The sequence below is a fragment of the Tistrella sp. genome, from assembly GCF_002684955.1.
In the GTDB taxonomy this organism is placed as follows: Bacteria; Pseudomonadota; Alphaproteobacteria; order Tistrellales; family Tistrellaceae; genus Tistrella; species Tistrella mobilis.
The window spans coordinates 1-16,017 of the sequence record NZ_NYWI01000079.1 but is presented as its reverse complement, the minus strand read 5'-3'; the positions used below and the strand labels follow the sequence as shown (position 1 = coordinate 16,017).

Annotated in this window: 13 protein-coding genes; 2 read left to right on the top strand and 11 right to left on the bottom strand. The window is 70.0% G+C overall.

The features are described from left to right. Positions 1-37 precede the first annotated feature (37 nt). The 8 genes from fhuB to CMO28_RS26830 all read right to left on the bottom strand — a co-directional run bounded on the left by fhuB (position 38) and on the right by CMO28_RS26830 (position 10,252). On the bottom strand, positions 38-2,008 hold the full coding sequence (fhuB, locus tag CMO28_RS26865) for a Fe(3+)-hydroxamate ABC transporter permease FhuB (RefSeq protein ID WP_296719749.1): 1,971 nt from the start codon (positions 2,006-2,008) through the stop codon (positions 38-40). Next, positions 2,001-2,885: an ABC transporter substrate-binding protein gene (locus CMO28_RS26860; protein ID WP_296719746.1), complete on the bottom strand. Its 885-nt coding sequence runs from the start codon at positions 2,883-2,885 to the stop codon at positions 2,001-2,003. Before CMO28_RS26860 ends, fhuB begins: the two co-directional genes overlap by 8 nt. Next, positions 2,875-3,672, bottom strand: a complete 798-nt coding sequence (locus CMO28_RS26855; protein WP_296719743.1) for an ABC transporter ATP-binding protein — start codon at positions 3,670-3,672, stop codon at positions 2,875-2,877. The genes CMO28_RS26860 and CMO28_RS26855 overlap by 11 nt, the downstream gene beginning before the upstream one ends. Positions 3,673-3,682: 10 nt before the next feature. Further along, on the bottom strand, positions 3,683-5,917 hold the full coding sequence (locus CMO28_RS26850; RefSeq protein ID WP_296719739.1) for a TonB-dependent siderophore receptor: 2,235 nt from the start codon (positions 5,915-5,917) through the stop codon (positions 3,683-3,685). Between the two features lie 153 nt (positions 5,918-6,070). Next, a complete protein-coding gene (locus CMO28_RS26845) occupies positions 6,071-6,964 on the bottom strand; it encodes a helix-turn-helix domain-containing protein (RefSeq protein WP_062768349.1) in 894 nt (297 codons plus the stop codon). A gap of 61 nt (positions 6,965-7,025) precedes the next feature. Further along, positions 7,026-7,529 (bottom strand): AAA family ATPase, encoded by a 504-nt coding sequence (locus CMO28_RS26840; RefSeq protein ID WP_296719734.1) that lies wholly within the window; start codon positions 7,527-7,529, stop codon positions 7,026-7,028. Between the two features lie 244 nt (positions 7,530-7,773). Next, positions 7,774-8,796, bottom strand: a complete 1,023-nt coding sequence (locus tag CMO28_RS26835; RefSeq protein ID WP_296719731.1) for a hypothetical protein — start codon at positions 8,794-8,796, stop codon at positions 7,774-7,776. After that, on the bottom strand, positions 8,783-10,252 hold the full coding sequence (locus tag CMO28_RS26830; RefSeq protein WP_296719728.1) for an MBOAT family O-acyltransferase: 1,470 nt from the start codon (positions 10,250-10,252) through the stop codon (positions 8,783-8,785). Before CMO28_RS26830 ends, CMO28_RS26835 begins: the two co-directional genes overlap by 14 nt. 132 nt (positions 10,253-10,384) lie before the next feature. Between CMO28_RS26830 and CMO28_RS26825 the strand changes: the two genes are divergently transcribed. Beyond that, positions 10,385-10,621, top strand: coding sequence for an acyl carrier protein (locus CMO28_RS26825; protein ID WP_296719725.1), 237 nt, complete (start codon positions 10,385-10,387; stop codon positions 10,619-10,621). A 303-nt stretch (positions 10,622-10,924) separates the two neighbouring features. On the opposite strand, the gene CMO28_RS26820 is transcribed toward CMO28_RS26825, so the two are convergent. Further along, positions 10,925-11,860 (bottom strand): class I SAM-dependent methyltransferase, encoded by a 936-nt coding sequence (locus CMO28_RS26820; RefSeq protein ID WP_296719722.1) that lies wholly within the window; start codon positions 11,858-11,860, stop codon positions 10,925-10,927. A gap of 77 nt (positions 11,861-11,937) precedes the next feature. Between CMO28_RS26820 and CMO28_RS26815 the strand changes: the two genes are divergently transcribed. After that, on the top strand, positions 11,938-13,974 hold the full coding sequence (locus tag CMO28_RS26815) for an HAD-IIIC family phosphatase (RefSeq protein ID WP_296719721.1): 2,037 nt from the start codon (positions 11,938-11,940) through the stop codon (positions 13,972-13,974). Positions 13,975-13,998: 24 nt separating this feature from the next. Here CMO28_RS26815 and CMO28_RS26810 read toward each other — a convergent pair whose 3' ends face one another. Then, the gene (locus CMO28_RS26810) at positions 13,999-15,582 is read right to left on the bottom strand and encodes a B12-binding domain-containing radical SAM protein (protein ID WP_296719718.1); all 1,584 of its coding nucleotides are present in this window, start codon (positions 15,580-15,582) and stop codon (positions 13,999-14,001) included. A 67-nt stretch (positions 15,583-15,649) separates the two neighbouring features. After that, positions 15,650-16,017: LysR substrate-binding domain-containing protein (locus tag CMO28_RS26805; RefSeq protein ID WP_296719716.1), on the bottom strand; the 368-nt coding region annotated here is incomplete at its 5' end.

Genomic DNA, 16,017 nt, shown 5'->3' with positions numbered 1-16,017 from the left:
TGGCGCGGGAAGAGGTGGCCGTGCGAAGACGGTGCCTTCAGGACCGGCGGTGTCTTCCGCGCCCCAGCAGCCAGACCAGATACGGGCCGCCGAGTATGGACGCGAACAGGCCCACCGGCAATTGGTACGGGAAGGCCGCCATGCGCGCGAGCCAGTCGGCCGCGACCATCAGGGAGATGCCGATCAGGACGGCGCCAGCCAGCTGGGCCAGCGGCCGCCTGAGGCCGAGCAGCCGGGCGGCATGAGGGGCGATCAGCCCGACGAAGCCGAGCGGGCCGACATGAAGGGCGGCGGCCGCGGTCAGCAGCGCCGAGAGCAGCACCAGCAGGAAGCGGGCCCGGCCGACCGTCAGCCCTGCGGCCTGTGCGACCGGGGCGCCGAGCGGCAGCAGGGCCAGAACCCGGCCGGCCAGCCCTAAGGGCAGGATCAGCAGCAGGGCGGCACCCGCCGCGATCCTGGCATCGCCGGGGGTGATGGCGGCGGTGGAGCCGGCCAGCCAGCCCAGCAGTTCGAAGGCACGGAAGCCGCCGGTCGCGATCACCGCCACCAGCACCGCATTGGCCAGCGCCGCGGTGGCGAGCCCGGCGAGCAGCAGCCGTTCGGCGCCGAAGCCCGAGCGGCCGGCGATCGCCAGGATGAAGGCGAGCACCGCGGCAGACCCCGCCGCGGCGCCGGCGAGCCGGGCAGCGGTCGAGGGCAGGTCGAGACCGAGCAACACCAAAGCGAGCCCCAGCCCCGCCCCGGCCCCCACCCCCAGAACGTCGGGGCTGGCGAGCGGGTTGGCGGTGACCCGCTGCATGACAGTGCCGGCTGCCGCGAGCATGGCGCCGGCCGCGGCCGCGACCATCACCCGCGGCAGGCGCCAGGGCAGCAGGTCGGCGAAGAGCGTGCCGGTGGCGAGATGGAGGCCCTGGGGTCCGCGGCCGAGGGTCAGGCCGGCGAGGACCAGCACCAGGGCGAGCAGAAAGAGCCCGGCCAGTGCCAGACGCGGCCGGGGATGATGCAGATCCCGCGCGGTGCGGTCGCGCATCGGCGGGCGCTCGATCATCCTGAGCCGGGGCAGCAGCCAGAGCAGCAGCGGCCCGCCGAGCAGCGCGGTCGCAGCCCCGGTCGGCAGGCCGGCGATGCCCCGGGCTTCGAGCAGCATCACCGCGCCATCGGTCGCCCAGAGCAGCACCGCACCGATCACCGGGCTCCAGACCAGCTGGCCGGCAGGGCTGCGCGCACCCGCCGCCCGGGCGAGGGCCGGGGCCGCGAGCCCCACGAAGCCGATCACCCCCACTTCCGAGACCACCGAGGCGGCAAGCCCCGCCGCCACCGCGACGGCGGCGAGCCGCACCCGGGTGAGCGACAGGCCCAGGCTGCGCGCCGCGCCGTCATCCAGCGCGAACAAAGTGAGCGGGCGGATCAGCAGGGCGCCCGCGACCACCGCAAGGCCAAGCCGGAGCGCCAGCCCCATGGCCGGCCCCCAGCTCTGCTGCGCCAGCGAGCCGCCGCCCCAGATGAACAGCGACATCATATAGCGGCCATCGGCCAGGATCGCGGCGGCGGCGATCGCGCCTGCGATCAGCGTGACCATCATGCCGGCGAGCACGACCGACACCGGTTCCAGCCCGCGCCGCCAGGTCAGCACCAGCACCAGGGCGACGGCGGCAAGCCCTCCGGTCGCGGCGATGGCTTCGCGCCCGGTCGCGAGCCAGAGCGGCGCATGGATCGTCGCCAGCACCAGCGCCAGCTGGGCGCCCGAGGCGATGCCGAGGGTGGCCGGCTCCGCCAGCGGGTTGCGCAGCACCCGTTGCAGCAGGGCCCCCGAAAAGCCGAGGGCCGCCCCGGCCAGGATCGAGACCAGGATCCGGGGCGCCACGCCATCCAGGCGGATGATCGCGTCCAGCGCCGGATCGGCTGAAAAGCTGCGGCCGAGGGCGAGCCCCGAGAGCAGCGCCGCCACGGCCGCGACCCCCAGCCAGACCAGCGCGCCCGGGCTGAACAGGCGAAGCCGCTCAGCCATGGGGCACCATGGCGGCGGCGAGCAGGCGGGCGAAGCGCGCGGCGGTCGGCAGGGCGCCGAAAGGGTTGATCGGGTCGATGATCAGCACGCGACCCTCGCGCACCGCCGGCAGGGCCTGCCAGAGTGCCGCCTGCCCCAACCGGCGCAGGGTGTCGGGCGGCATCGGCGCCATCAGCGCGATCCAGGCCTCGGGCCGGGCGGCCAGCGCCTCGATACCGACCGGCGCGGTGCCGCTATAGCGGGTCTCCGCCCCCCAGGCATTGGCGAGCCCCATCCGCGCCGCCACCTCGCCCGGCAGCGAATCTGGCCCGAAGGCGCTGACATGGGCGGCATCGCCGGGGGTGACCAGAAAGACCGGGCGGCCGTCGGCGGCGGCACGCGCGGCGGCCCCGGCCGTCGCGATGACGTCGGCGGTGTCGGCGATCACGGCCTCGGCGGCCGCCGCCCGGCCGAGCCGCGCACCGAGCGCACGCGTCGCCGCCGCGGCCACGCCATAAGGCGCCACGCCCGGCCGATGGATCGACATCGTCTCGACCGGTGCGATGCGGGCGAGATTGGGATCGGCCCAGGCATGGAAGGCGGAATTCAGGATCAGATCGGGTTTGGCGAGCCGCAACAGTTCGAAATTGATCGCCCCGCGCAGGCCCAGATCGGCGACGCCATCGGGCACCGGCGGCTCGACCACGGTTTCGCGGAACTGGCGGAGTTCGGCCGCCGCCACCGGCTGGATGCCGAGCGCCAGCACGGTTTCGAGCAGCGCCCAGTCTATGACCGCCAGACGTTCGGGCGTGGCTGCCCGCACCCGCCCGCCTGCGCAGACGGCGAGTGCCGCAGCGGCCGCGACCATCAGCTTGCGGCGGGAGAGATCAGCGGACATAGGCGACCGCCGCCCCGGTATCGGGATGCGGAAAGATGCCCATGGGCAGGCCATAGATCCGGCCCAGCACATCGGGCGTCAGGATCGCGTCGGGCCGGCCGCGGGCGAGGATGCGGCCCGCCGCCAGCGCCAGGATCTCGTCGGCGAAGCGCGCCGCCATATTCACGTCGTGCAGCACCATCACCACGGTCTGGCCGCGGGCGCGGGCCTGGTCGCGGATCAGCCCCAGCATGCCGGCCTGATGCGCGATGTCGAGCGCCGAGGTCGGCTCGTCGAGCAGCAGGGCTGCGGTGTCCTGGGCCAGCATCATCGCCAGCCAGACCCGCTGACGCTCGCCGCCCGACAGCGCATCGACCATGCGGTCGCGGAAGCCCGCAACCCCGGTCACCCGCATCGCCGCCGCCACCTTGTCGCCATCCGCGACTGTGAACCGGCCGAGCGCGCCATGCCAGGCAAACCGGCCGAGCGCCACCAGTTCCGCCACCGTCATGCCCTCGGCGGCGGGGGTGAATTGCGGCATATAGGCGACCAGCCGGGCGAAGCCGCGGGCGTCATGGGCCCCGACCGGCCGGCCCTGCAACCGGATCTCTCCGGCAGCCGGCCTCTGCTGCCCGGCCAGCGCCCGGATCAGCGTGCTCTTGCCCGACCCGTTCGGCCCCACCAGCGCATAGACCTTCCCCGCCGCCAGGCTGAAACTCAGCCCGTCGATGATGGGGCGGCCATCGACGGCGATGGTCACGCCGTCGAGGTCGTAGAGGGCCGGGGGGCCGGGGGGCTGATCGGTCATCTCGTCTCCGTCACCAGTCGAGCGACAGGGTGAGTGTCGCGGTGCGGCCGGGGCCGTAGCCGCATTGATAGATCGAGCCACAGCCGCTGACATACTCCTTGTCGAGCAGGTTGACCACATCGACCGACACGCCCCAGCCTGCCTGACGATAGCGGATCGCGGCATCGACCACCGTCGCATCCGGCACCTTGAGCGTATTGGCCTCGTTGGCCCAGCTCTCGCCCAGATAACGGATGCCGGCACCGGCGCTCAAGCCATCGAGCACGGCCGACTGGAAGGCGTGGTCGAGCCAGAGCGAGGCGCTGGTATCGGCGACCAGCACCGGCGTCTTGCCGATCAGCGCCGTGTTGCTGTCTTCCGTGACCTCGACATCCTGGAAGGTCGCCTGACCCAGCAGGCTGAAACCGCCGCCCAGCTCCGTCCGTGCCTCCAGCTCGACACCGCGCGAGCGGACCTCACCGCGCTGGATCTTGTAATTGGTGTTCACCGGATCGGGGACCTGAGCGTTTTCCTTGGTCAGTTCGAAGACCGAGGCGGTGAACAAGCCGTCGAACCCGTTCGGCATGTATTTCACACCCGCCTCGTACTGCAGCCCCTTTTCGGGTTCGAAGGGCGTGCCCAGCCGGTCGGCACCGATCTGCGGGTTGAACACGGTCGCCACGCTGACATAGGGCGTGACGCCATTGGCGAATTCATAGCCGAGGCCCACACGGCCGCTGAACGCACCCTCCTCGCCCTTATAGTTATAGGCATTGGGCGTCCAGGGGCTGACATAGGCGTCATCGGATTTCGTCCAGACCCGGTCATAGCGGCCGGTCAGGGTCAGGATCCAGTTGCCGTCGATGCGCATCTGGTCCTGCAGATAGGCGCCGAGCTGATGCATGCTCAGCTCCTGGTCCAGATAGGTGAAGGCGGCCCCCTGAGGCGCGCCATAGACCGGGTTGGTGACGCTGATCGGCGTGCCCCCGCCCGACTTCTGGACATGGTCGATCATGTAATAGCGATAGTCGATGCCACCCAGGATCTTGTGGTCGACCGCCCCGGTGGTGACCCGCCATTCGGCCTGGTTGTCGGCGGTGACCGAATTCACCGTGGTCTCGTGCTCGAAGCCGATGCGGAACAGCTCGTTGCCGGGGGCCGTCGGTTCCGTGCCACCCCCCTCATAGGGGGCGCCGGGCACGCGCCAGCCATAGGGATAGGGGCCGCGCTCCCGGACGTGGACCCGGCTGTAGCGGAAATTCTGGCGCAGGGTCACGCTGTCCGTCGCATCATACTCGACTTCCCAGCCGATCATCGCCTGCTGGCGGCGGTAGAGGTCGACATCCTCTTCACTGTAATAGAAATCGCGCGGAATCCGGCCGAAGGCCGCCGGTGCCACCGAGCCGACATAGGGCCAGAACCCCCCGGTATGGGTCTGGTCCTGATCCTGATACATGCCGAGCAGGGTGACGCGGGTGCGATCGCCTTCCCAGGTATAGGAGGGGGCGATGACGCCGCGGAAATCCTCGGCTTCGTCGGTCTCCCAATGGCCGCCCGAGACCTTGCCGGTCACGCGGTAGGACCTGTCCGCATCCAGCGCATCGCCGATGTCGAAGCCCAGGAAGGCATTGCCCCAGTTGTTGATGCCGGTTTCGACATGGCGCAGCCGTTCGCCGGTCGGGCGCTTGCTGACCAGGTTGATCAGCCCGCCGACATTGGCGCCGCCATAAAGTGCCGAACTCGCCCCCTTCAGCACGTCGATCCGCTCCAGCAGGAAGGGATCGATCGAATAGCCGCCGAAACCGTACTGGTAGAGACCGAGCCCGTTCATGAACACGCCGGTCTGCCCGGCATCGAAGCCGCGGATCATCAGCCAGTCGGTATCGCTGTCGGTGCCGAACTGCCCGGCCTTGACGCCGGCGGTATAACCCAGCACCTCGTCGACCTTGTTGCCCGGCAGGTCGTCGAGCTGACGGCGGCCGACCACCGACACCGATTGCGGGATTTCGGTGATCGCGGCATCGGTCTTGGACCCGGTGGCGCTGCGCCGCGGCACATAGCCGTCGATCGGGCCGTTGGCGGTCTGAAGATCGTCTTCCACCTGCAATTGCGGCAGAACCACGGCATCGTCGGCCTTGGCCGCCAGCGGCATGCCCGCCAGCAGGGCCAGCAGAGCGACGCTGCCCTTCAGGCTGCGATTGAACGGGATGCGCCCGTTGAACGAGATGCGCCCGAAGGGGGTCGGAGAGATGCGGTCGGTGCCCATGCCTTGATCCTGTCGCCCTTGATCCTGTCACCCTGGTCAGCCGGCGTGATCAGTTGCGAGTGTATATCACTCGCAGTCAGGGCCGGGATTGACCGGATCGGGACGGGTTTGAACGTTTTCGCGACGAATGGCGGCGGCGGCGCATAAAGGTCGTCACGAGACGAGATCGCGCCGCCAGGCGGCGGGAGTGGTGCCCGCCACCTGCTTGAAGACGCGGGTGAAATGGGCCTGATCGGAAAAGCCGGTGCGGGCGGCCACCTCTGCCAGCGACACCGCCCCCGCCTGGAGCAGATCCTGCGCACGGCGGATGCGCGCCTGCATCTGCCAGTGATGCGGCGCCATGCCGGTGGCGGCCTTGAAGGCCTGGCCCAGATAGGATTGCGACAGCCCCAGCAGATCGGCCAGTTCCTGCAGGCGGATGGCGCGCAGGCAATTGGCCTCGATGAAATCGGTCACCCGGCGCAGCTGGCGGGGGGTCAGCCGGCTGCGCGGCCGCGCAGCCCGGCGCTGCTGCGCCATCAGGTCGATGAACAGTGCCGCCGCCAGCCCGTCGCCATAGAGCGCGTTCAGCGGATCGGGGCGTTCCACCTCGGTCGCGATCAGCCGGGCCAGGGCCAGCAGCCGGTCGTCGGTGAAGCCCAGCCGCGGCCGCTCCAGCGCCTCCGGATCCACCGCCTCGCCCATGCGCGCTTCCAGCGTCGCCACGTCGAAATGCAGATCCAGATGGCGCAGGCGGTGCGCGCCCACACCCCGGCCCCAAAGCCGCATGCCGGCCGGCACGTAGTTCATCAGCCGCCCGGCCAGCCGCGGGCGGGTGGCGGGCAGGCCCGGCCGCGGGCCGACCAGGAAATCGCCCGGGCCGGTCCGCTCCAGCGCCACGAACAGACGGGGGTGTTCGCCCACATAGGTGCCGGAGGCATCGGGCTGGCAGTCCACCTCCCAGACATCGGCCACGATGCCCGACCAGCTGCGACAGCGCAGATCGCCGATCACCCGGATCCCTTCGATCCGGCTGTCCATCCGCGGGACGAAACCGCTGCCGGCCATGGCATTGCTCCCCGGCTGATGCAGTGCTGCACACATCCGGGCAGTCTAGTGCGGCTGACAATCAGTCGCAAGCAGGGCCGCCGTCATGTACCACCACCCGGAAGCCCTCTTCGGGCAGGGGCGGCTCGAAATGGGCGGTGATCTGGTCGAACTGGGCATCGGTGGCGGCGAAATCATGGCCGCCTGCGGCATTGCGCTGGCGCAGCCGGGCCCGGCAGACCGCGTCGGGCAGGTCGATCAGATGCAGGCGATGGTCGGCACCGGCGGCCTCGAAGATCCCGCGCATCCAGGTGCGGTTGGCGCGGGTATTGGCCGGGAAGTCCAGCACCACCGACAGGCCGGCGCGGAGCAGGTCTGTGACATGCGGGCCCATCGCCGCGCGCAGCCGGGCTGAATACCGCACATAATCGGCGACGCTGGTCATGTCAGGGCCATAGAGCCGGGCGAGCCAGTTGTCTTCGGCGATCAGCACCGTGGCGGGGGCGGCGGCAAGGCGGGCGGCAAGGGTGGACTTGCCGGCCGCGATCTTGCCCGAGAGCAGATGCAGGACGGGTGTGGAGGACATGGGTCAGAAAACTTCCGGACAAGGCCCCGGCCTCGCGGGACATGATCCCGCAGAGAAGACCGACGGCGGATGGCTGACAGAGCGGCGCGCGCGAATGTCCCGGCCTGAAAGGTCAGGCCGGGCAGCTAATTCGACGGGTGCCACACATCATCCACATGTCGTCAGCTCACCTTGTCGCTGATGAATTGCCCCAGCATAACCCGGCCCGGCCACGACCGGAAGCCGGGATCGGACCGCACCGCCGTCAGAGATCGCCCAGCCTTTGCAGCAGCAGCCGCGACCAGTGCGGCTGCGCGGTCTGAAGGGCATGGACGCCGTCGACGAATTCGTCATCGGCAATCTCGTCGCCGAAATCGATATGCGGGATCCCGGCCTTATCCAGCGCCCGCGCCTCCAGCCGCCGGAAGGCCGCCAGCTGCGGCACCGCCTGGCGCAGCGCCCGGCTTTCGACCGATTGATACACCGTCACCCGGATACCGGCCGCCTGCAGGCGATGCACGGCCCTGATCAGCGCGTCCAGCCGGGCCAGACTGTCGGGGGCATCGACCGACCGATCGCCGATATTCCGGACGAAACTGTCGATCATGCCACGCTGCGCCGTCTCCCTGACCTCGGGCGGCGGGTCCGCCGTCGCATAGTGCCGGGCATGGATCCGGCGCCAGGCGGCCACGCCCACCGTGCCCGCGGCAAAAACCGGCCGTTCGATCAGCCGCAGCACCGGCCCGGTCACCGGCGCCGTCAGCCGTGCCGCCAGATGCGGACCGTCGGGCCCGATCTCGAAGGCGCCGGTGTTTTCCAGATAGCGGCCAAGGGTCGGAATGCTGGCAAGCAGCGGGATCGGCGGCAGAAATGAAAGATAATGCGTGGCGATGACCAGCCGGGTTCTTGCCGCACGCTCGGGCGGCAGGCAGTTCACCAGCGTGTCGGCAAGGGTCGCCAGCTCGTCGACCGGTGCCCCCGCCATGTGCATCAGATGATGCCGGGACCCCGGATCCAGCGCCGCCCGGTCGGCAGGGGCAAAGGCCCGGGCGCTGGACGGGCCGATCACGATCAGCTGATCCCCGGGGCTGGTGTCGGTACAGATCCAGTAGAGCGCACGGGCCGTGTAGGCGCGGTTGTCCAGGGCACGGTACTGCCCGCTGTCGGCCGGCAGCACCGGCACCAGAAACGAGGCGGCGATCAGCAGCGCCCAGATCGCCGCCACAAGTGCAGCGACCGCCGTCAGCGGATGGCGCCGCAGCCATGTCATCCGGTCAGAAGCCCGCATAGATGAACTCCGGGATCGGCTCGGACTTCAGCGCCGCCACCATCACTAGGGCGCAGATGGCGACGGCAAAACCGAAACAGGCACGTGGCGAAACCCGGCGCGGCACGAACCGGCCGTCCATCCAGGCCGAGCCCGCCCGCCAGACCAGCCCGCCCGCCAGCACCCAGAGCGCCGCCGGCAGAAGCGCCAGCACCGCCAGGGGTCCGGGGGCGATATCCGGCATCGGCGCCCCGCCATACAGCCAGGTGAAGGCGGCGACGAAGCCCGACAGGAACAGATAGGCCGACACCGCCGACACGGCACGATACCAGCCCCGCGCCTTCAGCCGGCGCCAGCCGCCGGTACCGAGCGCCGCCCGCAGGCCCCAACGCCAGCCCCGGTTCCAGATCATGCCCAGGCCGATAAGCAGGCCGATGGCCAGAAAGCGCAGGCTGACGTCGTGCCAGAGCCCCACCACCAGGAAGGTGACGAAGGTGCCGGCCATCGCCTGCAGCTCCATCGCCCGGGGTGAGGGCCAGCGCCGGTGCAGGGCGGTGACCAGCGGCGTGAACACGTAATCCTGGTACCAGCGCGACATGGTGATATGCCAGCGGGTCCAGAAATCCAGCAGGCAATCGGCCCGGAACGGGTGGTCGAAATTCTCTGGCACCCGCAGACCGGCCAGCCGGCCGATGCCGATCACGACATCCATATAGGCCGAGAAGTTCAGATAAAGCCGGATCGGGAAGATCGTCGCCGCCATGATGTGGAAGCTCACCGCCGCGACGCCCGGCCCCTCGGGGCCGAGCAGCCGGGCCGCGAGGGCCCCCAGGTCGATGCCCGCAATCACCGGCGCCGTCGCCTGCAGCACCAGCCAGTCGTGCAGAGCGTCGCAGAGCGGCAGGGCGAACAGGATCTTCACATAACCCAGGAGGATCCGGCCCAGCGCCGCCAGCCGCGCCGCCTCCCCCGCCGGCTGCCGGTCTGCCATGGCCGCCAGATGATCCGGCCAGCGCTGCAGCGGTCCCGACAGAAAGGTGAGGAAATTCAGCGTGAAGAGCAGATAGCGCCCCGCTGTCACCGGCGGCGTGCCGCCGGGATCCGAGGCGGTATCGACCAGCAGATGCACCATGCGCGCCAGCACATAGGCAAGCCCCAGAACGCCCGCCGCCCCGGCCAGATCCACCGGCAGCGGCAAGAGGCCCGCGGTCTTCACCAGGGCGAATTCGGCCAGGATGACGACGAGCCCCGGCCCCGCCGCCCGCCAGCCCTGCCGGCGGGCCAGATATGTGGCGACGAAGCCCGTGGCCACGAAACCACCGAGCAGGGCGATCTGCGCCGGGCCGAGGCAGAGCGCCAGAAAGGCGAGGCTGAAGCCGCCCAGCACCAGCCGGAACCAGGCTTCGGGCATCGGCCATGCGGTCACCGCGATGAAGGCGACGGCAAGCGCCAGGAAGGACGGTTCCAGAAAGATCATGCCATCGCCTTGTCCGCGGTTACCCGTGCATGGCGCCGGTCGTCGCCGGACGACGGGCGCATCCTTGCCGGGTCATGGGGTGACCACTATCATGCCACCCCTGACCGGTCCATATGGGAGATGCCCAGCACCATGTCGCGCCTTGCCCGCATTGCGGAGATCCTGCAGGAGATCCTCGACCTCCCCGACCTGGTGGTGACCCCGGAGCTGTCGGCCGCCGATGTCGAGGACTGGGACAGCCTGAACCACATACGCTTCATCGTGGCGGTGGAGGCAGAATACGGCGTGAAGTTCACCACCCGCGAGATCGCCGGCATGCGCCATATCGGCGACCTGCTGGCCATTCTGGACGCGCGGGCGGGCAGTTGACGGCAGGGGTCTCGCGGGCCGCCATGTCGGCCGTCACCGCCGGACGCGGGTGTTCGGCGTTCTTTGTCGGGGAACGAACCTGGATCCCCGCCTTGCGCGGGGATGACGGTGGTGAGGGCGGGGCGATCATGGCGGGGCCGCCGCCCGACATGAACCGACGACGTCATACGGCCGCTCTGTCCGGTTCCTCCCGTGGCCGACCTTCTGCACGCCCTCTATACCGTCATCCCGGCGAAGGCCGGGATCCAGGTTCGTCTCCGCGCGACGGACAGCAGACGACCTGGTTGCGGCCCGGGTGGGCGATCAGCCGGGTGCGCGGGCGATGATCACCGCCGAGATGGTGGCCGCGATCTTTCGTGCCCGGTCGAGCGTCAGGCCGGTCGAGGGCAGGAAGGCCGTGTGTTCGATGTCGAAGCCGGCGGCGCGGGTCATATCCACCACGGCTTCCGGGGTCTCGAACAGGAAGATGTGATCGGGGGCCGGGCTGTTGACCGGCACGTTCAGGAACAGCCGCGCCCCCGGTGCCGCCAGCCGGCGGAAGGTTTCCAGCGCCAGATCGGGCCGTTCCAGATGTTCCAGCACCTCGCTCGCCACCAGGCTGTCGAAGCGCGCGCCCGAAAGGGCATGCCCGTCGGCCACATCCACCGCGCGCAGATCCGCGGCCCGGCCGATGCCGAGGCGTGCCAGGGCATCGGCCGTGCGGCCGAGGCTGGTGGCGCTTACATCCCAGCCCGCCGCCGCGGCACAGGCCGGGTCGGCCAGCGCCAGGGCCAGCAGCAGCCCGTGGCCGGGGCCGATTTCCAGATGGCGATAGCCGGGCCGGTTGCCGCCCAGAAAGCGCCGCCGATACAGGCCGATCGCGTCGGCATGGTTGCGCCACAGCAGCTGCGACAGCAGGATGCCGTCCAGATAGGGCGCCATGCAGGCCGGATCGGCATAGATCGCCGCCTCGACCTCGGCGAAGCTCGACAACCGATAGCGGCCGGTGCGGCGGAAATGGATCTCTTCGTCATTGATCATGCCGCACATATGGCGATAGCCGTCGATCACCCGGCCGAGGTCGTCGCCCGCGATGGCCGCGACCAGCCCGGCCAGGGTCTCGGCCGATGCCAGGCCCTCGGGGGTTTCGTCGCGGAAGCGCCGGTCCAGATAGCCGCGGTGCTCCGGCCAGCGGTCCAGCACCGCGGCCACGATGCGGGCAAGCACGGGGGCGGCGGCAGGCAGGTCTGGCAGGATCATGGCGGCAGCTTCCGACGGATGGTACAGCAGGCACGGATCTTAATCGGGCCCCGGCCTGAACGAAAGGCGGCAGCCGCATGACCGATATCCCGATCGACCAGCTGCCCTGGCTGCCGGTGCTGACCGACAGGCTCCGCGACCGGGCCCGGGCGGTGGCGGATCTGGCGGCAGACGACCGCATGGCCGGGCTGCAGGGGCTCAGGCATCTGGCCGGGCACCGGCTGGATCTTGCCCAGGCCGGGCCGGTGGCGAAGCTCGCCGATCGGGTGATCGGGGAAGCCGGGGGCGCGCCGCTGTTCCGGACGGTGCGGCTCTGCATCCTCTCGGACACGACCACGGCGCTGCTGCCGCCGGTTCTGCGGGTGGCGGGGCTGCGCCACGGGCTGGATCTTCAGATCACCACCACCCCCGACGACCAGATCATGAGCGTGCTGGACGATCCGGCGGGCCCCCTGACGGCGCAGCCCGTCGATCTGGTGCTGCTGGCGCTGGACCGCCGGCGCCTGCCCCACTGGCCGGCCGCGGGCAGCGGCGATGACGACGCGGCCATGGCGGCGGTCGGCGACCACATCGCGCAGATCGCCCGGCGAATATCGGCCACCACCGGCGCCACGCTGATCTTCCAGACCCTGCCGCAGGAACCGATCGCCCTGTTCGGCCATCTGGAGCGGCGGATGGCGGCCTCGCTGCGCCGGCAGATCGACCGGGTCAATCATCTGATCCAGGACCAGGCCGCGGCGCTGGACGCGCTGCTGCTGGATGTCGATGCCCTGGCCGGCCAGGTCGGCACCGCCCGCTGGCACGATCCGCGCCACTGGCACTGGTCGAAATCGGCCATCGCCCCGGCCATGCTGCCGCTTTATGCCGACCATCTGGCCCGGCTGATCGCGGCCTGGGCCGGGCTGGCCCGCCGCTGCCTGGTGCTGGATCTGGACAACACGCTCTGGGGCGGGGTGATCGGCGATGACGGGCCGGACGGCATCATCCTCGGCCAGGGCGATGCCGAGGGGGAGGCCTTTCTGGCGGTTCAGCGCCTGGCGCTGGATCTCCGCCGCCGCGGCATCGTGCTGGCGGTGGCGAGCAAGAACGACGCGGCGACCGCCCGCCTGCCCTTCCGCGACCATCCCGACATGCTGCTGGGTGACGACGACATCGCGGTCTTCATCGCCGACTGGCGCGACAAGGCCAGCCAGCTTGAAGAGATCGCCCGGCGGCTGGGCTGGGGCCTGGACGCCCTGGTTCTGCTGGACGACAACCCGGCCGAGCGCCGCCAGGTGCGGGACGCCCTGCCCCAGGTGGCGGTGCCCGAACTGCCGGCCGATCCGGCCGGCATGCCGCTGGCGCTGATGGCCGGCGGCTGGTTCGAAACCGTGACCGTCTCGGCCGAAGACCGGTTGCGGGCCGATCATTATACCCGGCAGGCGCGCGCCGCCGCCGACAACCCGGATACGCCACCTGCGCCGGCCCGCCGCGAGGATTTCGAAGCCTATCTGCGCGGGCTGGAGATGCGCCTCACCCTGGCGCCGATCGATGCACGGTCCAGGCCCCGTGCCGCACAGCTGATCGGGCGGTCGAACCAGTTCAACCTTACCACCCGCCGGATCGATGCCGCCGGCCTCGCCGCAATCGAGGCCGACCCGGCCCGGCACTGTTTCGCCATCCGCCTGGCCGATGTCTTCGGCGATGCCGGCATCATCTCGGTGGTGATCACCCGCGAGGTGGCCGGACCCGACGGCAGCCCGGCCAGGGCGACGGGACGGGCCGGCGCGACGGAACGTATCTGGGCGATCGATCTCTGGCTGATGAGCTGCCGGGTGCTGAACCGGCGGGTGGAGCAGGCCGTGCTCAAGGCCCTGGCCGGGCGGGCCCGGGCGCGGGGCATCGACCGGCTGGTCGGCCTCTATCTGCCCTCGGGCCGCAATGCCCTGGTCGCCGGCCATTATGCCCGGCTGGGCTTCACGCCCTGCCCGGCCGAGGCCTGGCCCCACGCCGCCCCCTCCCCTTCCGACGGTTCCGGTATCCCGGCACTTCCCGAGGAGGCGACGGTCTGGAGCCTCGCCCTTGCCGACTATACCCCGCCGTTGTTGCCGATCCGGATCGACGAGACGGCCTGACGCATCCGGCCAGACATCCCCCTTTCAGGCGCTGAGCTTCACCGGGGCGGCCTGCCGGGCGAAGGGCGGTGGCACCACTTCGGTCGGCGGGGTGGTGCGGGCAAAATCGATCATGCGCTGCAGCTTGGTGGCATCGAAGCGGTCGTCGTTCAGCCACGAGCGGAAGGTCCGCACCACCTCCGCCTCGGGGAAGAAATGCCGCATGCGGGCATGGGCGTTCAAAATCCGGCGCGGGTTGAACTGCACCTTGCGCAGCCAGTCGACCCGGAGTTCCGCCACATCCTCGCTGGTCAGCGGCACTTTCTCGCGGTCGAAGATGTCGCCGTAGAACAGGAAGGGCTGGCGCGAGAACATGCGCGGCGTGGTCGCATGGCGGGTCTGGGCGGTCAGCCGCTCCGCCTGGTCGGGCGTCGGCGCCAGATGATCCCAGAGCAGCGTGCCGCGATAGATCCGCACGATGTTGAGCGTGGGATCACAAAGATGTTCCAGCGAGGCGGCGTAATCGATGGTCGCCTGGGCCTCTTCGCGGGTCTCGGTCGGGAAGCCGGCCATGAAAAAGGTGGTGGCGACGAAACGGCGCGAGGCGGCGTCGATCATCGCATGCGCCCGCTCGATCTTCAGATATTTGCCGATGAAGCGCTGCAGGCGCGGGGTCACCGTCTCCACCGCCAGCGCCATCATCACCGTGCCGGCGGCCTCGAACAGATCCAGGATCTCGTCGTCGAGCAGGTCGGCGCGCAGGCCGATCGGGAAATGCAGCCGGACGCCGGGCAGTTCCTTCGCAATCTCGCGCAGCACCGCCTTGGCATGGGGGCGCGGGAAATTGAAGATGTCGTCGATGAAGTGGAAGGCCTCCACCCCCAGTTCGTCGCGGCGCCTGCGCATCTCGGCCACCACCGATGCGGGGGAGCGCTGATGCGTCGCGGTCTCGGGCGCGATATGGCAATAGAAGCAGCGATAGGGGCAGCCGCGCGAGGCCTCGATATAGGCGCAATGCCGCGGCCAGACATGGGCGGCATTGTTGATGTCGGCGAATTTAGTCAGGTCGATCAGATCATAGGCCGGCATCGGCAGGGCATCCAGATCGCGGATCCGCACCCGCTTCTCGTTGCGCTGCACCCGGCCGCCGGTCAGGACCGCCGTGCCGGCCAGGTCCACGGGCAGGCCCCCGTTCCGGCCGGTATCGCCGTTCAGCGCCTCCAGCAGGGCGACGAAGGTCTCCTCGCCCTCGCCCAGCACCGCCAGATCGATCTCGCCGGTCTTGAGCAGCAACTCGAAATCCGCCGAGACATGGGGGCCGCCGCCGATGATCGGCCGCCCCGGCAGAACCCGCCGCACGATCGCCGAGAGCGCCGAGAACCCGTCGCGAAACAGCGAAAACGCCCGAAGCCCGATCAGGTCCGGGTCGAAGGACTCCAGAAGCTGCGGCAGCGTGGTTTCGTAATCCGGATCGGTCAGGGTCTGGAAGATGCGGATCTCCACCCCCGGAAACGCCTCGCGGGCCGCCGCCGCCAGATAGAGCAGCCCCATCGGATGCGTGCCCCAGCTGCTGCTTTGGAGCGTGCCGGGCGCGCTGTCGGCGGTGATGAGCAGGATGCGGCGGATCATGGGCTGTCGGAACCTCGGCCGAAAACGAGTGCAAGAAGTCGAACCTACCATGAAAAGCCGCGGGCCATCACCCCTGCCGCAGCCGCTCGCGCAGGCGCGGCGCGGCATGATCCAGGAAGGCCTCGATCCGTCGTGGTGCACGCTCCCGTCCAAGATAGACCGCATGCACCACCTCGCTGTCGGCCAGGCAGTCGTCGAGCACGGTGACCAGCCGGCCGGCGGCGATGTCGTCGCGGACATGGTATTCGGCAAGCCGGGCCAGCCCCAGCCCGGCCCGGGCCATATAGCGCATGGTCTCGCCGTCGCTGACCTGGATCCGGCCTTCCACCTCGCGCGCGACCCTGCGGCCATCCACCGTCATCGGCCAGACCGCGGCGGCGCGGCGGAAATTGAAGCCCAGGCAGTCGTGATCGACCAGATCGTCGGGCCGCCGCG